The sequence below is a fragment of the Geodermatophilus obscurus genome (assembly GCF_900143215.1).
Lineage (GTDB): Bacteria > Actinomycetota > Actinomycetes > Mycobacteriales > Geodermatophilaceae > Geodermatophilus > Geodermatophilus obscurus_A.
On the sequence record NZ_FRDM01000011.1, the window covers coordinates 24,979 to 45,343 of the forward strand.

Consider the following 20,365-nt stretch of genomic DNA (forward strand, 5'->3'; position numbering starts at 1 on the left):
GCCCGCTCACGAACGACGGGGCGCGCTGAGCACGACCATGGAGCGGTCCTGCAGCGTCAGCGTCTCGCCGGGCTTGAGCTCCCGCGGCTCCACCTCGCCCATGTCCGCGGTGTCGAGGACGACGGTCCACGACTGGGCGTACTCCTCCGGCGGCAGGGTGAACTCGATCGGCTCGTGCCAGGCGTTGAACGCCAGGTAGAAGTGGTCGTCGACGACGGTGTCGCCGCGCTCGTCGGTCGAGCGGATCCCGTGCCCGTTGAGGTAGACGCCGATGGACTTGGCGTAGGCGGCGTCCCAGTCCTCCTCGGTCATCAGCTCGCCGGCGTGGGTGAACCAGGCGATGTCGGGCACCGGCTGACCCGCCTCGCGGCGCACCGGCCGGCCGTGGAAGAAGCGGCGGCGGCGGAACGTCGGGTGGTCGTGGCGCAGCCGGGTCACCGCCTTGGTGAACTGCAGCAGGCCCTCGTCGACCTCGTCCCAGTGGATCCAGGTCAGCGGCGAGTCCTGGCAGTAGCCGTTGTTGTTGCCCTGCTGGGTGCGGCCGAGCTCGTCGCCGTGCAGCAGCATCGGCACCCCCTGGCTCAGCATCAGCGTCGCCAGGAAGTTCCGCCGCTGGCGGGCCCGGAGGGTGACCACCTTCTTGTCGGTGGTCGGGCCCTCGACCCCGCAGTTCCAGCTGCGGTTGTGGCTCTCGCCGTCGTTGTTGCCCTCGCCGTTGGCCTCGTTGTGCTTCTCGTTGTAGGAGACCAGGTCGTTGAGGGTGAACCCGTCGTGGGCGGTGACGAAGTTGATGCTGGCCACCGGTCGGCGGCCGGAGTGCTGGTAGAGGTCGGAGGACCCGGTGAGCCGGCTGGCGAACTCGCCCACCGTGGCGTCCTCGCCGCGCCAGTAGTCCCGGACGGTGTCGCGGTACTTGCCGTTCCACTCGGTCCACAGCGCCGGGAAGTTGCCGACCTGGTAGCCGCCCTCGCCGACGTCCCACGGCTCGGCGATGAGCTTGACCTGGCTGACCACCGGGTCCTGGTGCACCAGGTCGAAGAAGGCCGACAGCCGGTCGACGGCGTGCAGCTCGCGGGCCAGCGTGGAGGCCAGGTCGAACCGGAAGCCGTCGACGTGCATCTCGGTGACCCAGTAGCGCAGCGAGTCCATGATCAGCTGCAGCGCCTGCGGGGTCCGGGCGTTGAGCGAGTTCCCGGTGCCGGTGTAGTCCATGTAGTACTGCGGGTCGTCCTCGACCAGCCGGTAGTAGGCCCGGTTGTCGATGCCCTTGAACGACAGCGTGGGGCCCAGGTGGTTGCCCTCGGCGGTGTGGTTGTAGACCACGTCGAGGATGACCTCGATGCCCGCTTCGTGCAGGGTGCGGACCATCCCCTTGAACTCCTGCACCTGCATGCCGTTGTCGGTGTTGCTCGCGTACTCGTCGTGCGGCGCGAAGAACCCGATGGTGTTGTAGCCCCAGTAGTTGCGCAGGCCCTTCTGCTGGAGGGTGTCGTCCTGCACGAACTGGTGCACCGGCATGAGCTCGATGGCGGTGACGCCGAGGTCCTGCAGGTAGGAGATGACGGCCGGGTGCGCGATGGCGGCGTAGGTGCCGCGCAGCTCCTCCGGGACGTCGGGGTGGGTCATCGTCAGGCCCTTGACGTGGGCCTCGTAGATGACCGTCTTGTGGTACGGCGTCTTCGGCGGGCGGTCGACGCCCCAGTCGAAGTAGGGGTTGACGACGACGGACTTCGGCATGTGCACCGCCGAGTCCTCGTCGTTGCGCTCGCCGGTGTCGAAGTCGTAGCCGAACACCGACGGGTCCCAGTCGATCTGGCCGTCGATCGCCTTCGCGTACGGGTCCAGCAGCAGCTTGGTGGGGTTGCAGCGCAGCCCCTGGGACGGGTCGTAGGGGCCGTGCACGCGGTAGCCGTAGCGCTGCCCGGGCTGGACGCCGGGCAGGAAGGCGTGCCACACGTAGCCGTCCATCTCGGGGAGCCGGATGCGCTGCTCGGTCCCGTCGTCGTCGAACAGGCACAGCTCGACCTTCTCGGCCACCTCGCTGAAGATCGCGAAGTTGGTGCCGGTGCCGTCGTAGGTCGCGCCGAGGGGGTAGGCGGTTCCAGGCCACACCTGGGTCATGGACGAGGTCCTCCTGTGCTGGCGCCCCCGGGACGCCGGGGGCCGGTGGCCTCCCCGCCGCGGGGCGTGCGCGGGGAGGTCGGCGCACGTGGTGCTCCGGGGTTGCCGTTGCCCGCGCTCGTGGCCGTCCAACCCTCCGGAGGGCGGCCGGTGCGGAGACCTCGCTCACGCCGCCGTCCCGGGGACGACGACGCCCCCCGCGGAGGTCTCCGTGGGGGGCGTCGTGCGCAGGTCCGGCCGGGGCAGCGACGCCGGGTCCGACCTCGTCCGGGGCAGGACCCCGGGTGGCACTGGTCCTCGGCGGTGACCGCTCCTGCGACCGGGGACGCTAGGCGGCGACCCCAGCACGTGCAAGCACCGCGCGCCAGTGCCGTCGCCCCGCCCGTCCCGCCCGTTCGCTCAGGGCTCACGGACGTCGTCCTGTCACTGGCTGGTCGTACCGTCGATCCCGTGCGCGCGACCACCGACATCCGGCCCACCCAGGGGCGCTTCCGCGTCGTCAGCGAGTTCCAGCCCTCGGGTGACCAGCCGGCGGCCATCAAGGCGCTCGCCGACAAGGTGACCTCCGGCGAGAAGGACACCGTGCTGCTGGGCGCCACCGGCACCGGCAAGTCGGCCACCACGGCCTGGCTCATCGAGCAGGTGCAGCGGCCCACCCTGGTGATGGCGCCGAACAAGACGCTGGCCGCGCAGCTGGCCAACGAGTTCCGCGAGCTGCTGCCCGACGCGGCGGTCGAGTACTTCGTCTCGTACTACGACTACTACCAGCCCGAGGCCTACGTCCCGCAGACCGACACCTACATCGAGAAGGACTCCTCGGTCAACGAGGAGGTCGAGCGCCTGCGGCACTCCGCCACCAACAGCCTGCTCACCCGGCGCGACGTCGTCGTCGTCTCCACCGTCTCCTGCATCTACGGCCTGGGGACGCCGGAGGAGTACGTCGACCGGGCGCTGAAGATCAAGGTGGGGGAGGAGCGCGACCGCGACGAGCTGCTGCGCACGCTGGTCACCGAGCAGTACACCCGCAACGACCTGTCGTTCACCCGCGGCACCTTCCGGGTGCGCGGCGACACGATCGAGGTCTTCCCGGTGTACGAGGAGCTGGCCTGCCGGATCGAGATGTTCGGTGACGAGGTCGAGCGGCTGTACTACCTGCACCCGCTCACCGGTGAGGTCGTGCGCGAGGTCGACGAGCTGTTCGTCTTCCCGGCCACCCACTACGTCGCCGGCCCCGAGCGCATGGAGCGGGCGATCAGCACGATCGAGGCCGAGCTCGAGGTCCGGCTGGCCGAACTGGAGCGGCAGGGCAAGCTGCTGGAGGCCCAGCGGCTGCGCATGCGCACCACCTACGACATCGAGATGATGCGCCAGGTCGGCTTCTGCTCGGGCATCGAGAACTACTCGCGGCACATCGACGGCCGCGCCCCCGGCACCGCCGGTGCCTGCCTCATCGACTACTTCCCCGACGACTTCCTGCTCGTCATCGACGAGTCGCACGTGACCGTGCCGCAGATCGGCGGCATGTACGAGGGCGACATGAGCCGCAAGCGGACCCTGGTCGAGCACGGCTTCCGGCTGCCCTCGGCGATGGACAACCGCCCGCTGAAGTGGGAAGAGTTCACCGACCGGATCGGCCAGACCGTCTACCTCTCCGCCACCCCGGGCGACTACGAGCTCGGCCGCACCGGCGGCGAGGTCGTCGAGCAGGTCATCCGGCCCACCGGACTGGTCGACCCGGAGGTCCTGGTCAAGCCGACCAAGGGGCAGATCGACGACCTGGTGCACGAGATCAGGCTGCGCACGGAGCAGGACGAGCGGGTCCTGGTCACCACGCTGACCAAGAAGATGGCCGAGGACCTCACCGACTACCTGCTCGAGCTCGGCATCAAGGTGCGGTACCTGCACTCCGAGGTCGACACCCTGCGCCGGGTGGAGCTGCTGCGGGAGCTCCGTCAGGGCGAGTACGACGTGCTGGTCGGCATCAACCTGCTGCGCGAGGGCCTCGACCTGCCCGAGGTCTCGCTGGTGGCCATCCTCGACGCCGACAAGGAGGGGTTCCTCCGCTCCGGCAAGTCGTTGATCCAGACGATCGGCCGGGCGGCGCGCAACGTCTCCGGCCAGGTGCACATGTACGCCGACACGATCACCCCGTCGATGGCGCAGGCGATCGAGGAGACCAACCGGCGGCGGGAGAAGCAGATCGCCTACAACCGCGAGCGCGGCATCGACCCGCAGCCGCTGCGCAAGAAGATCGTCGACATCCTCGACGGCATCTACCGCGCCGCGGAGGACGCCGAGAGCGTCGAGCTCGTCGGCGGCTCGGGCCGGCAGCAGTCCCGCGGCAAGGCGCCGGTGCCCGGGCTGTCGTCGAAGAAGGCCGGCAAGGCGGGCGGGATCGACGTCCAGGGGCTGCCGCGTGCGGAGCTGGCCGACCTGATCACGCAGATGAACGACCAGATGCTGGCCGCCGCCCGCGAGCTTCAGTTCGAGGTGGCCGCCCGGCTGCGCGACGAGCTCACCGAGCTGAAGAAGGAGCTCCGCCAGCTCGACGCCGCGCACGCCTGAGAGAGGACCCTGCCCTCGCAGGCTCAGGGTGGGACTCGGGACGGGACCGCTATCACCAGCCCGGCGGCCGGTGGCCGGCGTCACACCCAGATGAATTGTTTCTCATTCGGGGAACACCGGGCATCCCGGTAGTGTCATTCGGGAAGTAACCCGCTCGACGGCGGCCCTACTGCACGGGTCGGCGTCGGCGGTTCCGTGGAGGGGAGTATCCCCGCGCGGCGGTGTCGTCAGTACGGGGTCCCCGAGGACCCTCGGCGCCGTCGGTCACCTCAGCGACGAGGGGGCGGGAGAGACCTCAGGTCCGACATCGCGGCACCGTGCGTGCCGCCGAGTCACCGGAGGTTTCCCCTTGGACGTCCCCTTCTGGGTGTGGGCGCTGACGATCGCCGCGATCGTCGGCATGCTCGTGTTCGACTTCGTCGGTCACGTGCGGACGCCGCACGCACCGACACTGCGTGAATCGGCCGTCTGGTCGGCGGTGTACGTCGGCATCGCCGTGGTCTTCGGCCTGCTGGTCCTGTGGTTCTCCGGCGGCCAGTTCGCCGGTGAGTACTTCGCCGGCTACATCACCGAGAAGAGCCTCTCGGTGGACAACCTCTTCGTCTTCGTGCTGATCATGGCCAGCTTCGCCGTCCCGCGGGAGCTGCAGCAGAAGGTGCTGCTGTTCGGCATCGCCTTCGCCCTGGTGCTGCGGACGCTGTTCATCTTCGTCGGCGCCGCCGCCATCGAGCAGTTCAGCTGGATCTTCTACGTCTTCGGCGGGTTCCTCATCTGGACCGCGTGGGCGCAGGCACGCAGCGGCGGCCACTCGCACGACGAGGAGTTCAAGGAGAACGCCGCGCTGCGGCTGGCCCGCAAGGTCTTCCCGACCACCGACGAGTACCACTCCGACAAGATGATCACCAAGGTCAACGGTCGGCGGTACATCACCCCGCTGGCCATCGCCCTGGTCGCCATCGCCAGCGCGGACATCCTCTTCGCCGTCGACTCGATCCCGGCGATCTTCGGGCTGACCCAGGAGACGTACCTCGTCTTCACCGCCAACGCCTTCGCGTTGCTGGGCCTGCGGCAGCTGTTCTTCCTCATCGACGGCCTGCTGGACCGCTTGGTCTACCTGTCCTACGGCCTGGCCGTGATCCTCGGCTTCATCGGCGTGAAGCTGCTCATCCACGCGCTGCACGAGAACGAGCTGCCGTTCATCAACGGCGGTGAGCACGTCACGGTGATCCCGGAGGTCCCGACCTGGCTGTCGCTGACGGTGATCCTGGCCACCCTCGTCGTGACCACGGTGGCGAGCCTGGCGAAGAACCGTCGCGACGCGGCCCGCGGCCTCGAGTCGCCCACCGGCGCAGGCGACGCCGCCGCCGGCCGCGAGGGTCTGGTGGCGCAGGGGCCCGGCGACCGCGACCCGCACGCCCGTCGTCCCGACGAGGCGCCCGCCTCGCCGCACGACGCGCCGGTGACCGACGCCGACGAGCCCGCGGCCAGCGGCTCCACGCGCCACCGCGGCTGACCGCTCGACCCACCACACCGGGCCCGTCCTCTCCCGAGGGCGGGCCCGGTGCCGTCGTCCGACCGTGACGAGCGGCCGCCCGGGCACGCCGGACCGGGGTTCCCGTCGGCCCGGCCGCCTCGTGCAGAGGTCCGGCCGAGGGGCTCCGAGGTCCGGGGCGGGCGGGCCCGGACGCCGTCCCGGACGTCGCGTCGAGGGATGGCCGGGAGGGCGGTACGGTGGGCGCCGCGGCTTCAGCAGGCGCAGCCGCTGAGGCTGCGCCGGTCCGGGGTCGTCGAAGGAGGGGAGTATCCCCCCGCGGCAGTGTCGTCATCACGAGGTCCCATGGCCTCCGGTGCTGCTGATCGCCGGCCCTCGGGCCGGCGGTGGGAGAGACCTCCGGTGTTGACACCTGCATGTCCCCGGAGGAACTGGCCGCATGGAACTCCCCGTCTGGTTCGAGGTCGCGACGTTCGTGGGGCTCACCGTCCTGCTGCTCGCCGACCTGGCCATCGTGGCGCGTCGCCCGCACGAGCCCTCCGTGAAGGAGGCGAGCATCTGGGTCAGCTTCTACGTGACGCTGGCGCTGCTGTTCGGCCTCCTGCTGCTGAGCTTCACGAACGGCACGTACGCCACGGAGTTCTACGCCGGGTGGCTCACCGAGTACTCGCTCTCGGTGGACAACCTGTTCGTCTTCGTGATCATCATGGCCCGCTTCCGGGTGCCGCGGCACCTGCAGCAGGAGGCCCTGATGGTCGGCATCATCATCGCGCTGGTGCTGCGCGGGATCTTCATCCTGCTCGGCGCCGCGGTGATCGAGCGGTTCATCTGGGTCTTCTACATCTTCGGCGCCTTCCTCGTGTACACCGCGATCAACCTGGTCAAGCACCGCGGTGAGGACGAGGACTACGAGGAGAACGCGTTCATCCGCCGGATGCGCCGGGTCCTGCCGATGACCGACGACTTCCAGGGCGCGAAGGTCCGCGTCACGACGGAGAACGGCAAGAAGCTCTGGACCCCGATGGTCATCGTCTTCCTCGCCCTGGGGACGACGGACCTGCTATTCGCGCTGGACAGCATCCCGGCGATCTTCGGCCTCACCCGCGAGCCGTTCATCGTCTTCACCGCGAACGTCTTCGCGCTCATGGGGCTCCGGCAGCTGTACTTCCTGCTCGGCGGCCTGCTGAAGCGGCTGGTGTACCTGTCGCTGGGCCTGGCGGTCATCCTCGCCTTCATCGGCGTGAAGCTGATCCTCGAGGCGCTGCACGAGAACAACCTGCCGTTCATCAACGGCGGTGAGCACGTGGAAGCCGTCCCGACGATCCCGATCTGGCTGTCGCTGTCGATCATCCTCGGCGTCCTGCTGGTCGCCACGGTCGCCAGCCTGCTGAAGACCCGGGGTCAGCTGCCGGAGGAGGAGTCGGGCCTGGGCGCCCCCGACGTCGCGCCGGAGACCGCCGAGTCCGTCGCCACGGGCGGCCCCGCGGCCGCCGCCAAGGCCGAGTCGCGGCTCGCCGCGGACGCCGACGAGGAGGACACCCGCCGCTCCTGAGCGGCGGGCCCGCCGACGCGACGACCGTGCGTCCCGACGACCTCGCACTGCTGCGCACCCCCGGCGTCCCCACGGTCTCCCCGGACGGGCGCGTGGCCGTCGTCGCGGTCGGCCGCCCCGATCTCGGGGACGACGCCGTCCGCAGCCGGCTGTGGGCCGTGCCCACCGACGGTTCGGCGCCGGCCCGCCCGCTGACCTCCGGGTGGTGCGACACCGACCCGATCTTCTCCCCGGACGGCCGCTGGCTGGCCTACCGGGGCGCCGAGCCGGGCGGGCCGCCGCAGCTGCACCTGCTGCCCACGGCCGGCGGCGCCCCCCGGCGGCTGTCCGACCACCCCCTGGGCGCGGGTCGGCCGGTCTGGTCGCCGGACGCCCGGCGGCTCGCCTACACCGCCCGCGTGCCCGAGGTGGACCGCTCCGGTGCCGACCGCGCCGGGCAGCCGCCCTGGCTGGTCACCACGCTGCGCTGGCAGGCCGACGGCGTCGGGATCCTCACCGACCGGCACAGCCACGTCTTCGTCCTCGACGTGCTCCCCGACACGGAGGACGAGGCCAGCCCGCTGCCGCGGCCCCGGCAGGTCACCGACGGTGCCGCCGACGACGCCGACGTCGCCTGGAGCCCGGACGGCGCGGAGCTGGCCTTCGTCTCCGCCCGGCACGCGCGTGCCGACCGCGACCTGGTGCGCGACGTCTACGCCGTCCCGGCCGCGGGCGGGCCGCCGCGCCGGGTCACCGACGGCCGGGCGGACTGCTCGCTCCCCGCCTACGACCCCTCCGGCGGCTGGATCTGGGTGACCGCCCGCCTGGACCTGGGCCCCGACGGCCTGGACGTCGTGGGTCGCGGCGCCACGCTGTGCCGCGTGCCGGTGGCCGGCGGCGCGCCCGAGCCGGTGCTCGACCCCGCGTCCACCGACCGCGGTGACGGAACGCCGGCGACCGTGCTGGCCGGGGGAGCGGCGCACATCGGCGTGCAGCGGCGCGGCGCCGTCGAGCTGCTGCGCGTGCCGCTGGCCGGCGGGCCGCCGGAGGCGCTGGTCGACGGGCCGTTCACCGTGCACGAGCTGGCGGCGGCCGGCGGGGTCGTCGTGGCCGCCGTCGGGCACGACCGCTCGGCCGGCGAGCTGATCGCCGTCACGCCGGGCCGGCGGCGGCTGCTCACCGCCTTCGGTCGCGGTCTGGCCGGCACCGGGCGGTTGCGCCGGTCCGAGGAGCGCACCGCCTCCGCCCCGGACGGCGCCGAGGTGCACGGGTGGGTCACCCTCCCGGACGGCCCCGGACCGCACCCGGTGCTGCTGTCGCTGCACGACGGGCCGCACCGCCAGGACGGCTGGTCGCTGTCGGTGGACACCCAGACGCTGGTGTCCGCCGGCTACGCCGTCGTCCGCTGCGCTCCACGGGGCTCGGCGGGCCACGGGCAGGCCCACGCCCGGGCGGTTCGCGGCGCCGGCGGCACCGTGGACGCCGACGACGTCCTCGCCTTCCTCGACGCCGTCCTGGCCGATCCGGCGCTCGACCCGGAACGGCTCGGGGTGATGGGCGTCGGCTACGGCGGCTGGCTGGCGACCGTGCTGACCGGGCGGACGACGCGGTTCGCCGCGGCCGTCGTCGACGGAGCGCTCACCGACCCGCCCGGTCTGGTCGGCTCCTCCGACGTCGGCTGGTGGTTCGCCGACCAGTACCTCGGCGCGGACCCGCCGGCCCGGGCCGCGGACCTCACCACGCCGACCCTGGTGGTGCACGGCGAGGACGACCGGCGGTTCCCGGCGGACCAGGGCCTGCGGCTGTACGCCGAGCTCAAGCGCCGCGGCGTGCCGGCGGAGCTGCTGTTGTTCCCCGGTGCGGGCTCCGACCTGGGTCGCACCGGCCGGCCCCGGCACCGGCGGGCCCGGCTGGAGCACCTGCTGCGCTGGTGGGCGCGCTGGCTCCCGGTTCCCCCTGACGAGGACCTGCCGGGGGAGGTCGGGCCGGCCCCAGCAGCGCCGGCCGACGGGAACGGCCGGGAGCCGCTGACGGTACGGGCGACCCGGCTGGACTGAGGCGCTCCGTCCGGCTGCGCCGCCTGCGGGACGAGGCCCGGCCTGCGAGGGTGGGCGGACCCCGACGAGAGGAGGTCCGCCGTGGTCGAGCGCCGCGTGCCCCGCTGGTCCGAGCTGCGCGAGCTGGTCCGGCTCCGCCGCCTCCCCGGGCACGCCACCGATCGCCGGCTGGCCGCGGCCGCCACCATCGGCGATCTCCGCGAGACCGCCCGCCGGCGGGTGCCGCGCGCGGTCTTCGACTACACCGACGGGGCCGCCGGCGCGGAGGTCAGCCTGCAGCGGGCGCGCGAGGCGTTCGGCCGCGTGGAGTTCCGTCCCAGCGTGCTGCGCGACGTCTCGGTGGTCGACCCGTCCACCACGGTCCTGGGCCGGCCGTCGGCCCTGCCGCTGGTGTTCGCGCCCACCGGCTTCACGCGGCTCATGCACACCGAGGGCGAGGTCGCGGTCGGGCGGGTGGCCGAGCGGGTCGGCATCCCCTACGCCCTGTCCACCATGGGGACCACGACGGTCGAGGCGCTCGCGGCCGCGGCGCCGGGCGCCCGCAGGTGGTTCCAGCTCTACCTGTGGCGGGACAGGGAGGCCAGCGCCGCGCTGGTCGAGCGGGCCGCCCGGGCGGGCTACGAGGCGCTGGTCCTGACCGTGGACACCCCGGTGGCCGGTCCCCGGCTGCGCGACGTCCGCAACGGCTTCACGATCCCGCCGACGCTGACCCTGCGGACCGTGGCCAATGCCGCCGTCCACCCGCGCTGGTGGGTGGACCTGCTCACCACCGAGCCGCTGGAGTTCGCCTCCCTGCGCTCCTGGGGCGGGACGGTCGCCGAGCTCGCCGACCGCGTCTTCGAGCCGGCCGCCACGCTCGCCGACCTCCGGGCGCTGCGGGAGGCGTGGCGTGGCGCGCTCGTCGTCAAGGGCGTCCAGACGGCGGACGACGCCCGCGCGGTCGTGGACGCCGGCGCGGACGCGGTCGTCGTCTCCAACCACGGCGGCCGCCAGCTCGACCGGGCACCCACCCCGTTGGAGGAGCTGCCCGCGGTGGTCGCGGCGGTGGGCGACCGGGCCGAGGTGTACCTGGATGGCGGCATCCTCGACGGAGCCGACGTCGTCGCCGCGGTGGCCTGCGGCGCCCGGGCCTGCCTGGTGGGGCGGGCCTACCTGTACGGGCTCATGGCCGGTGGGGAGCGCGGCGTGCAGCGGGCCGCCGACATCCTGGCCGGCGAGGTGGCCAGCACGCTGCAGCTGCTCGGCGTCCCGTCGGTCGCGGAGCTGACGCCGGACCGCGTCCGGCTGCGGGACGCCGGGCTGCCGTTGCCGCTGGTCGCCGCGCGTCCCTAGGGTGCGCCATGGACGTCGTCGAGGTCACGCCCACGTTCGAGCAGTACGCCTTCACCTTCGGCGGGGTCGCCCCGTTGATGCGGATCAGGCCGGGGACGGCGCTGCGGGTGTGGTCGGACGACGCGTTCTGCGGCGCGCTGCAGAAGACCTCCGACCTCTCCAGCGAGAAGGTCGACCTCCGCTTCGTCAACCCGCAGACCGGCCCGTTCTGGGTGGAGGGCGCCGAGCCCGGCGACACGCTGGCCCTGCACTTCGTCGCGATGGAACCGGCGCGGGACTGGGGCGCGTCGGCCGCCATCCCGTTCTTCGGTGGGCTGACCAGCACCGACCGCGTCGCCACCCTGCAGGACCCGCTGCCGGACACCACCTGGATCTACGAGCTGGACCGGGCCGCCAACACGGTGACCTTCGCCGCGCAGCACACCGACCTGGAGATCGCCCTGCCGGTCGAGCCGATGCTGGGCACGGTCGGTGTCGCGCCGCCCGGCGGCGAGGTGCGCAGCTCACTGGTCCCCGAGCGGTTCGGCGGGAACATGGACACCCCGCAGATGCGGCCGGGGACCACCTGCTTCCTCGGGGTCAACGTCGAGGGCGCGCTGTTCTCGATCGGTGACGGCCACTACCGCCAGGGCGAGGGGGAGGCCTGCGGCACCGCCGTCGAGGGGGCGATGACCACCACGGTCGTGGTCGAGCTGGTCAAGGGCGGTGCGCCCGCAGCCTTCCCGACATGGCCGCGCCTCGAGGACGACACCCACTGGATGACCGTCGGCTCCAGCCGCCCGCTGGAGGACGCCTGGCGGATCGGGCAGGTGGAGCTGGTGCGCTGGTTCGGCGAGCTCCACGGCCTGCACCCGATGGACGCCTACCAGCTGCTCTCGCAGATCAGCGAGGTGCCGATCGCCAACGTCGTCGACGCGAACTACAGCACCGTCGTCAAGGCGCGGAAGGCACTCCTCCCGCGGGCCGCGGCCTATGGCGGGCTGCACGACGACCTCCGCCGCCGCGCGGCCACCCTGCTCTGACGCCCTCCCGGAGAGGAACCCCATGGACCTGCAGCTCACCGGCTCCCGCGTGCTCGTCACCGGCGGCACCCGCGGCATCGGCCGCGCCATCGTCGAGGCCTTCGTCGACGAGGGCGCCGTCGTGGAGTTCTGCGCCCGCGACGCCGCCGAGATCGAGGCGACGGAGAAGGCGATCGCCGAGCGGGGTGGCCGGGCCGCCGGCGCGCAGCTCGACGTCCGGGACGGCCCGGCGCTCACCGGCTGGGTCGAGGTCGCCGCCGGCCGGCTCGGCGGGGTGGACGCCGTCGTGGCCAACGTGAGCGCGCTCGCCATCCCGGACACCGAGGAGAACTGGTACACGAGCTTCGAGGTCGACCTGATGCACACGGTCCGGCTGGCGAAGGCGGCCATCCCGCACCTGGAGGGCAGTGGGCAGGGCTCGATCGTGGCCGTCTCCAGCGTCTCGGGTCGCGAGTCCGACGCCGTCTCGGGGCCGTACGGGACGATGAAGACCGCGATCGTCGGCTACGTCTCCGGCCTGGCGATGCAGCTGGCGGGACGGGGTGTGCGCGCCAACCTCGTGGTGGACGGCGCCCTCACCCGCGGCATCCAACTCTGAGAGGGTGCGGCATGGCGCTGATCTACCCCGTCCAGGCCGACTCCCCGGAACCCGAGGACGGCACCGACCCCGAGTTCGCCGAGCTGGCCGCCGACCTCTCCGACACCTGGCTGGTCGAGATCGCCCTCAGCGACGACGGGGACGACGCCTGTTTCGGCCCGCTGTCGGCCCGCGCCGCCTGGGACCTCGCCATCGGCATCGACGAGCGCCGTCCCGGGTGGACCGTCTCCGTCGTCCCCCTGCACGTGGCCGGCACCCCCGACGAGCTGGTCGCGCTCTTCGAGGAGTGACCTACCCGGTCGTCAGCACCCGCAGCGTGCCGTCGCCGTGGGTGACCAGGGCGCGGCTCCCGTCAGGGAGCACCGCGACGCTGGTCGGTGTCGGACCGGTGGGGACCCGGGCGGTCACGGAGCCGGTCGCGGTGTCGACGACCGAGACCGTGCCGTCGCCGGCGTTGGCCGTGTACAGGTGCCGCCCGTCCGGCGCGTAGGCGACGTCCTGCGGGCTCGCACCGACGCCCGGCACCGTGGCGACGACGGTCTGCGTGGCGGTGTCGATCAGGGCGACGTCCGCGCCGGCCTGGCCGACCACCGCGACCCGGGTGCCGTCGGGGGACGCCGCGAGCGCCCCGGAGCCGCCGCCGACCGGGATCGTGGCCTCGACGTCGCCGGTCGCCACGTCGAGGACCGAGACGACGGAGGCGACGGGGTCGGCGACGTAGGCCAGGCGGCCGTCGGCGCCGAGCAGCACGGCGCGCGGGTTGGGCGTCGTGTCCAGGTGCCCCAGCTGGGCGCCGGTCCGCGCGTCGAGGACGTCGAGGTGGGCGCCGAGCGACATCGGCACGTACAGGCGCCGCCCGTCGGCGCTCACGGCAGCCGCGTGGGGACCGCGGCCGGTCCGGACCGAGTCGACGACGGTGCCGGAGGCGACGTCGAGGACCACGACGGCGTTCACGCCGGCCCCGGCGTCGTGGACCGACACGAAGGCGCGCTGCCCGTCCGGCGTGACGGCGACCTGCTGCGGGGGGCCCTCGGCGATCGGGACGGTGCCGACCACCGCGTTGGAGGCGGTGTCGACGACGACCACGGCGCGGCCGGCGGGGTCGGCGACGTAGGCGGTGCGCCCGTCGGGGGTGACCGCGACATGGCTCGGTTCCCCTCCGACGGGGACGGACGCGCCCGCTACCGGCGTGGCGGGGCCCGGCGCCGGCGGGAGGGGAGCGGCGGGCACGGTCCCGGCGCGGACCGGCTCCTGCGGGGCGGCGGCGGCCGGGGGAGTCCCTCCCCGACCGGTGCCTTCCCCGTCCGGCCACAGGACGACGGCCAGGACGGCGAGCGCCAGACCGACGACGAGGGCGAGGGCCGGCCAGCGGTGCCGCCTCCTCCGGTGCCGCGCCCGGTGCGGGTGCACCAGCCTCCGCTCGCGCCCCGTGGCGTCGAGCTGCCGGGCACCGGGGAGGTCCGTGCCCCAGTGGCCACGGCCGGGGCCGGTCTCGTGCGGAGGCCGGGTCGCAGCTGGGCCTGCGGGGGGCTCTGCCATGCGCACGGATGATGCTCCGCCGGCGCCCGCCGGTGGACCGATCCGCTCGCGGCGTCCGGGTCCCGAGGCGCGGTCCGCACCAGCCGCGGGCGCGCCACCCCGGGGCCGCGTGGCCGTCCGATCCGGTGCACGGATCGAGGACGCCGGGACGTCACCCGCCGGCGACGCCCCTGGGCGTGACCGTGGGCGCTGCGGCCGCGGACCGGCGGCCGGTTCGGGGGCCGCGCAGGCCATCGGGGTTCCGATGAGTGGGCCCGGGTACCCCATGCTCTGTGCAACTCCTCCTCACCGGCGCGTCCGGGTTCGTGGGCGGCCGGCTCGCGCCGGCCCTGGTGAAGGCGGGCCACGACGTGCGCGCCATGACCCGCCGTCCGGACGACTACGACGGCGCCGGCACGCCGGTGGCCGGCGACGTCACCGACGAGGCGTCGCTGCGGCGGGCGCTGCGTGGCTGCGAGGCCGCCTACTACCTGGTGCACTCCCTCGGCGACGCCGAGTTCCAGCGCAAGGACGCCGAGGCCGCGCGGACCTTCGCCCGCGCCGCCGCCGACGCCGGGGTCGAGCGGGTCGTGTACCTCGGTGGCCTGGGCCGTGACGGCGACGAACTCTCGCCTCACCTGCGCAGCCGCCGTGAGGTGGAGCGGCTTCTCGCCTCGACCGGCGTCCCCGTCACGACCTTGCGCGCGGGCATCGTCGTCGGGCACGGCGGCGTCTCGTGGGAGATGACCCGTCAGCTCGTGGCGCACCTGCCGGCGATGGTCACCCCGAGGTGGGTGCACACCCGCACGCAGCCGATCGCCGTCGCCGACGTCGTCCGCTACCTGGTCGGCGTCCTCGAGGCGCCCGACGCCGCGGGCCGGGTGTTCGAGGTCGGTGGCCCCGAGGTGCTCACCTACCTCCAGATGCTCAGCCGGGTCGCCGACATCCAGGGCAGGCACCTGTTCGTCGTCCCCGTGCCGCTGCTGACGCCGAGCCTGTCCTCGCGCTGGCTGGCGCTGGTCACCGATGTCGACGTGACCACCGGCCGCTCGCTGGTGGACTCGATGATCAACGAGGTGGTCGTCACCGACGACACGATCCGCACGGTGGTGCCCTTCGAGCCGATGGGTTACGACGAGATGGTGCTGGTGGCGCTGGGCGAGCGGGCGGCCGACCGCCGGCGCGCGGCCCGCGCTCGCCGCGCCGGCCTGCTCGCCGGCGGCGCCCGCTCGTGAACCGACGGCGGGGCGGCCTGCTGGCGGCCGACCGGCTGCCGGACTGGCTGGTCGAGCCGGTCCCGCGCGACCACCGCGAGACCGATGCGGCCTTCCGCCGTCGCCGGCGGGTGACCGCGGGGGTGGCGGTGGGGGGTGCGGGGCTGCTGGGGGTCTCGCTCTCGACGAGGCCGGGTTCCCCGGCCTTCTACGGCCTCACGATGGCTGTTGCCGGCACCTGGGTCGCCGGTGGCCTGGCCTCGGGTCCGCTGCACCTGGGCTGGATGCTCACCCCCGGCCACCAGCTGCGCCGTCCCGTGGTGACGCCGGTGATCACCGGCGTCGGCGCCTTCGGTGCCTTCTACGGCGCGGCCCTGGTGGCCCGCCGCGTCCCCGTCCTCGACCGGGCGGTCACCCGGGTGCTGCGCTACGCGTACCAGGGCTCGGTCCCCCTGGTGGCGACGACGGCGCTGGCCAACGCCGTGGCCGAGGAGGTCTTCTTCCGCGGCGCGCTGTACGCCGCCATCGGCGTGGATCGTCCGGTGGTCGTCTCGACCGCGGTCTACGGTCTGGCCACCGCGGCCACCCGCAACCCTGCTCTGCTGGTCGCCGCACTGGTCATGGGGGTGCTCTTCGGGGTGCAGCGGCGGGTCACCGGCGGCATCCAGGCCTCGGTGCTCACGCACGTCACCTGGTCGGCGCTGATGCTGCGTTTCCTGCCGCCGCTGTTCGCCGGCAGGGCCGACGTGCGCGACCCGTGCTCCGCGGCCGCCTGAGGCTGCCGGACCGCTCAGCTCGTCGCCGTACCCCCGATGGCTCGTCCTCGTCGGCGGACCACCGCGATGCCGAGCAGCAGGGCGCCGGTCGCCGCGGCCCCCACCGAGCGCGCCCGGCCGCTGGCCCGCAGGATGCCGAGCGTGTCGGGCCGGGCCTTCCGGGTGCCGAGCAGCAGGCTGCCGAGGGTCGAGTCGACACCCGCGCCGAGAGTGACGACGGAACGCGACGGCGAGGCCAACCGGGCGGTGAGCCCCGCGCCGGCCAGGGCCCCGGCCAGATCGCCGACGTCCGCCCGGCCGGGCCGCGTGCCGTTCCGGGCGGTCGCCGCCGCGCGCAGGCCCCGCACGAAGCCGCGGACGTCGGTCGCCACCACGCGCAGGTCGCCGCCCTCGGCGGTGACCCGCACGGGCGCGCCGTCGACCTCGATCGACAGGTCGGCGGTCACGTCGAAGCGGGCACCGTCCGAGCTCATCCCCGGTCGGCGTTCTCCGTCGTGGTGATGCGCAGCGTGCCGTGGAGCCGCCAGGTCGCCCGAGGAGCGTCGGCGCCGGTCTCCCGTGGCACCTCGACGATCATGTCCACGAACTGGTAGTCGATCGCCGCCCCCTTGCCCGTCAGGTAGGTCCACATCTCCTTGCCGAGGTCGGCGAAGCTGGTGGTCTCGTGCGACTTGATGTCCCGGCCGGCGGTCGCGGCGTCGTTGCTCGTCATCGTCATGGCGCTCTCCTGGTGGGTGGTGGTGAGGGCGGTGTCGACCGGGTGGCCGCACCCGACGGCGACGCACTCGACGCCGGTCCTCTGTTGGGCACTACCCGGTTGGGCGCAGGCGAACCGGAGCCAGCCGCCGGGTGCGCTCCAGCCGGGTCTCGAGGCCTGCGCGGTCGTGTACCCGGCCGCGCTCCCTCGTCGTTCCACGCGCCGTCGTGCTGTCCTGGCCATGGCCGGGATGGATCCACGGCGGGTCGTCGAACCGTTCGGGGATCCGCTCCTCCAGGCCGTCCATCAGGGAATGGAGGTCCTCGGAACTTGCCGTCCTGCGAGGAATTGCGGGGGATCCGTCAGGCCTCAGCGATCCCTGCGGCATGAGGAGAACGTCCCGGGTATTCGTCGGTCACCACCTTGACCTCGGACGGCCGGAGGCGCGGATGATCGCCCGACCCAACAGCTGCCGTGTCCGCAGTGCAGATGCTCGGTACCCACAGTCGTACGGATTTCGCCTGCGTGCCGTGACCGAGAGGGGATGGCCCGATGTGGCGTCTTGCGCGTGTGCTGCTGGCTGTCGTGGTCGGCGTGGTGGTCACAGCTCCAGTGGCATCCGCTGCACCGGACCACGAGTCGCGGCCTGCACCGGACCGTGAGCTGGCGATCCTCCTCGGGGAGCTCTGGAAGACGGTCCTCGAAACCCCCGTGCCCGAGAACCCGCTGGCCGCGGGCGAAGCCTGGTGCGTCGACCTGGACGGAGTGGTCGCACCGTTCACCCTGGACCCCGCGGCCGTACCGACGTGCACCGTGGATGTCGGTACCGAGATCTTCGTCGCGGCCCTGAGCGTGGAGTGCAGCACCGTGGAGGAGCCACCGTTCTATGGCGGTGACGAGGCCGAGCTGCGCCAGTGTGTGCGGGATCTGGACGTGCTGCAGGGCGACCTCACCGTCACCGTCGACGGGGAGCCCATCCCGCTGACCCTGGTGGAGTCGCCCCTGCTGCGGCTCGACCTCCCGGAGGACAACCTCCTCGGGGTCCCACCCCAGCAGGCGCTCTCCGTCGCGTCCGGATCGGTCGCCCTCGTGCAGCCGCTTCCGCCGGGGACGCACGAGATCGTGAGCACCGGCACGGGAACCGTTCTCGGCGACTTCACCAACGTGACGACGATCGTGGTCGAGCCGGGACGGTGGTCGACCCACCACTGAACCGGGTCACCAGCCGCGGGCGCGCCACTCGGCGAGGTGCGGGCGCTCGGCGCCCAGCGTCGTGTCCCTGCCGTGCCCGGGGTAGACCCAGGTGTCGTCGGGCAGCGTGCCGAACAGCCGCTCCTCGACGTCGTCGACCAGGCTGGTGAAGTCCTCCGGCGACCAGGTCTTCCCCACGCCTCCGGGGAAGAGGCTGTCGCCCGTGAAGGCGTGGGTGCCCGCGCCCTCCGGCCCGCGCCAGACCAGCGCGATGCTGCCCGGCGTGTGTCCGCGCAGGTGGACCACCTCGAGGGTCTGCGCACCGACGCGGACGGTCTCGCCGTGCACGACCGGCCGCTGGACCGGGACGGGCAGCTCGTCGGCGTCGGCCGGGTGCGCGACGGTGACCGCGCCGGTCGCCTCGACCACCTCGGGCAGCGCGCGGTGGTGGTCCCAGTGCCCGTGGGTGGTGACGACGGTGCGGACGTCGGCGTCGCCGATGAACGCGCGCAGCGCCTCGGGCTCGGCCGCCGCGTCGATGAGCAGCGCCTCGCCGGAGGCGGGGTCGCGCAGCAGGTAGGCGTTGTTGGCCATCTCGCTGACCGCCAGCTTGCTGATCGTCAGCCCCGGCAGCTCCCGGACGTCGGCCGGACCTCCCACCTCGACGTCCCCGGTGTAGCTCCCCGAGCCCATCCCGGCCTCCCGTTCGTGGACTGTCGGCGACCGCGGTTACGGTCCAGGCATGGACGCTAGCGGAGGTCTCCCGGCCGGTCAGATCGTCGGCCTCCCGGCCACCGAGCTGGCCACCCGTGTCCGGTCGGGAGAGCTGACCGCGGTCGAGGTCGTCCGCGCGCACCTGGCCCACCTCGACGCGGTCGAGCCGCGCGTCGGTGCCTTCCGCGTCGTCCGCCGCGAGGCCGCGCTGGCCGAGGCGCACGCCGTCGACACCGCGCTCACCCGGTTCGCGATGCCGCTGGCCGGGGTGCCGGTGGCGGTCAAGGACAACGTCGCCGTCGCGGGTGAGGTCCGCACCGACGGCGCGGCGGCAGGCGCCGGGCAGCCGGAGACCCGGGACCACGAGGTCGTCACCCGGCTGCGCCGGGCGGGAGCGGTCGTCGTCGGCATCACCCGCATGCCCGAGCTGGGCCTCTACGGCGCCACCGACGCGCCGGGCTCGGTCTGCCGCAACCCCTGGGACACCGCCCGCTCGCCGGCCGGCAGCTCCGGCGGGAGCGCGGCGGCGGTCGCCTCCGGCGCGGTGCCGCTCGCCCACGGCAACGACGGCATGGGTTCCCTGCGCCTGCCCGCGGCCGCCTGCGGGCTGGTCACCCTCAAGCCGGGCGCCGGGGCGGTGCCCGGTGGCATCGGGGCGGACGACTGGTCCGGCATGACCGTCAACGGCGCGCTGGCGACCACCGTGGCCGACCTCGCGGTCGCGCACGCGGTGCTGGCGGGGGAGGAGCCCGCTCCGCTCGAGGCGCCCGGCCGGCCGCTGCGCATCGCCGTCTCCACCCGCTCCCCGGTGCCCGGCACGCGCGCCGACGGGCCCGCCCGGGCGGCTGTGGACGCCGTGGTCGCGGCCCTCGTCGCGGCCGGGCACACCGTCGTCCGGCGGGACCCGCCGGTTCCCGCCGGGGCCGCGGTCGGCGTGCTGGCCCGCTGGGCGGCTGCCGCCGCCGACGACGCCGAGCACCTCGGCATCAAGCTCGCCGACCTCCAGCCGCGCAGCCGCACCCACGCCCGGCTCGGGCGCGCCGTGCGAGCCGCCGGGCTGGTCCGGCCGGGCACCGCCGAGCGGTTCCGCGAGCGGATGGGGGAGTTCTTCGCCGGGGGCGGAGAGGCCCTCGATCTGCTGCTCACCCCGGTCGTGACCGGCCCGCCGCTGTCCGCCCGGCCCTGGCACGAGCGCTCGTTCCTGGTCAACGTGACGGCGCAGGCGCGCTGGGCGCCGTGGACGGCGGCCTGGAACCTGGCCGGCCTCCCGGCCCTCGTGCTGCCCGCCGGCACCCGACCCACGGGGCAGCCGCTGGCCGTCCAGTTCGTCGGCCCCCCGGGTGCCGAGAGGCGACTACTCTGGATCGCCGGGGAGCTGGAGCGTCGGCTGCCGTGGCGCCGGTACGCACCGGTCTTCGACCCGACCGCCCCGCCGGTCCCCGCACCCGCCTGAGTCCCGACGCGGCACCGCCGCCGCCGGGCGCGCTCCCACGCGCCGCCCACCCCGCACCACCCGCTCCGCAGTACTCCTCCGCAC

The 20,365-nt window shown here is 73.7% G+C and carries 17 protein-coding genes; 12 read left to right on the top strand and 5 right to left on the bottom strand.

Annotation, left to right across the window (positions count from 1 at the left end; genetic code table 11):
• Positions 1–6: 6 nt before the first annotated feature.
• The gene (gene glgX, locus BUB17_RS12315; protein ID WP_072918356.1) at positions 7–2,121 is read right to left on the bottom strand and encodes a glycogen debranching protein GlgX; all 2,115 of its coding nucleotides are present in this window, start codon (positions 2,119–2,121) and stop codon (positions 7–9) included.
• Between the two features lie 450 nt (positions 2,122–2,571).
• Between glgX and uvrB the strand changes: the two genes are divergently transcribed.
• From uvrB to BUB17_RS12355, 8 genes are all read left to right on the top strand, one after another.
• On the top strand, positions 2,572–4,686 hold the full coding sequence (gene uvrB, locus BUB17_RS12320; RefSeq protein WP_141243005.1) for an excinuclease ABC subunit UvrB: 2,115 nt from the start codon (positions 2,572–2,574) through the stop codon (positions 4,684–4,686).
• Between the two features lie 349 nt (positions 4,687–5,035).
• Positions 5,036–6,199, top strand: a complete 1,164-nt coding sequence (locus BUB17_RS12325; protein ID WP_072918357.1) for a TerC family protein — start codon at positions 5,036–5,038, stop codon at positions 6,197–6,199.
• Between the two features lie 418 nt (positions 6,200–6,617).
• Positions 6,618–7,730 (top strand): TerC family protein, encoded by a 1,113-nt coding sequence (locus BUB17_RS12330; RefSeq protein WP_072918359.1) that lies wholly within the window; start codon positions 6,618–6,620, stop codon positions 7,728–7,730.
• A 26-nt stretch (positions 7,731–7,756) separates the two neighbouring features.
• Positions 7,757–9,766, top strand: a complete 2,010-nt coding sequence (locus tag BUB17_RS12335) for a S9 family peptidase (protein WP_072918361.1) — start codon at positions 7,757–7,759, stop codon at positions 9,764–9,766.
• 81 nt (positions 9,767–9,847) lie between these two features.
• Positions 9,848–11,098: an alpha-hydroxy acid oxidase gene (locus BUB17_RS12340; protein ID WP_072918363.1), complete on the top strand. Its 1,251-nt coding sequence runs from the start codon at positions 9,848–9,850 to the stop codon at positions 11,096–11,098.
• Positions 11,099–11,106: 8 nt separating this feature from the next.
• On the top strand, positions 11,107–12,120 hold the full coding sequence (locus tag BUB17_RS12345) for an acetamidase/formamidase family protein (RefSeq protein WP_072918365.1): 1,014 nt from the start codon (positions 11,107–11,109) through the stop codon (positions 12,118–12,120).
• Between the two features lie 22 nt (positions 12,121–12,142).
• Positions 12,143–12,718 carry an SDR family NAD(P)-dependent oxidoreductase gene (locus BUB17_RS12350; protein ID WP_083606302.1) on the top strand — a complete coding sequence of 192 codons (576 nt, stop codon included), beginning with the start codon at positions 12,143–12,145 and terminating at the stop codon, positions 12,716–12,718.
• 11 nt (positions 12,719–12,729) lie between these two features.
• Entirely contained in the window at positions 12,730–13,008 is a 279-nt protein-coding gene (locus BUB17_RS12355) for a hypothetical protein (RefSeq protein WP_072918367.1), read from the top strand.
• Position 13,009: 1 nt separating this feature from the next.
• On the opposite strand, the gene BUB17_RS12360 is transcribed toward BUB17_RS12355, so the two are convergent.
• Positions 13,010–14,257, bottom strand: coding sequence for a YncE family protein (locus BUB17_RS12360; RefSeq protein ID WP_175561351.1), 1,248 nt, complete (start codon positions 14,255–14,257; stop codon positions 13,010–13,012).
• Between the two features lie 272 nt (positions 14,258–14,529).
• Here BUB17_RS12360 and BUB17_RS12365 point away from each other — a divergent pair, with 272 nt between their 5' ends.
• Together BUB17_RS12365 and BUB17_RS12370 are read left to right on the top strand one after the other, a co-directional pair.
• Positions 14,530–15,471, top strand: coding sequence for an NAD(P)H-binding protein (locus BUB17_RS12365; RefSeq protein WP_072918371.1), 942 nt, complete (start codon positions 14,530–14,532; stop codon positions 15,469–15,471).
• Positions 15,468–16,226: a CPBP family intramembrane glutamic endopeptidase gene (locus BUB17_RS12370; protein WP_141243006.1), complete on the top strand. Its 759-nt coding sequence runs from the start codon at positions 15,468–15,470 to the stop codon at positions 16,224–16,226. Before BUB17_RS12365 ends, BUB17_RS12370 begins: the two co-directional genes overlap by 4 nt.
• A 14-nt stretch (positions 16,227–16,240) precedes the next feature.
• Here BUB17_RS12370 and BUB17_RS12375 read toward each other — a convergent pair whose 3' ends face one another.
• Positions 16,241–16,699, bottom strand: a complete 459-nt coding sequence (locus tag BUB17_RS12375; RefSeq protein ID WP_072918373.1) for a hypothetical protein — start codon at positions 16,697–16,699, stop codon at positions 16,241–16,243.
• Positions 16,696–16,944 carry a hypothetical protein gene (locus BUB17_RS12380; protein ID WP_072918375.1) on the bottom strand — a complete coding sequence of 83 codons (249 nt, stop codon included), beginning with the start codon at positions 16,942–16,944 and terminating at the stop codon, positions 16,696–16,698. The genes BUB17_RS12375 and BUB17_RS12380 overlap by 4 nt, the downstream gene beginning before the upstream one ends.
• A 690-nt stretch (positions 16,945–17,634) precedes the next feature.
• Here BUB17_RS12380 and BUB17_RS12390 point away from each other — a divergent pair.
• Positions 17,635–18,135, top strand: coding sequence for a hypothetical protein (locus BUB17_RS12390; protein WP_141243007.1), 501 nt, complete (start codon positions 17,635–17,637; stop codon positions 18,133–18,135).
• Between the two features lie 6 nt (positions 18,136–18,141).
• Here BUB17_RS12390 and BUB17_RS12395 read toward each other — a convergent pair whose 3' ends face one another.
• Positions 18,142–18,807: an MBL fold metallo-hydrolase gene (locus BUB17_RS12395; RefSeq protein WP_072918380.1), complete on the bottom strand. Its 666-nt coding sequence runs from the start codon at positions 18,805–18,807 to the stop codon at positions 18,142–18,144.
• A gap of 49 nt (positions 18,808–18,856) precedes the next feature.
• On the opposite strand from BUB17_RS12395, the gene BUB17_RS12400 reads away from it, so the two are divergent.
• A complete protein-coding gene (locus tag BUB17_RS12400; protein WP_072918382.1) occupies positions 18,857–20,281 on the top strand; it encodes an amidase in 1,425 nt (474 codons plus the stop codon).
• Positions 20,282–20,365 lie beyond the last annotated feature (84 nt).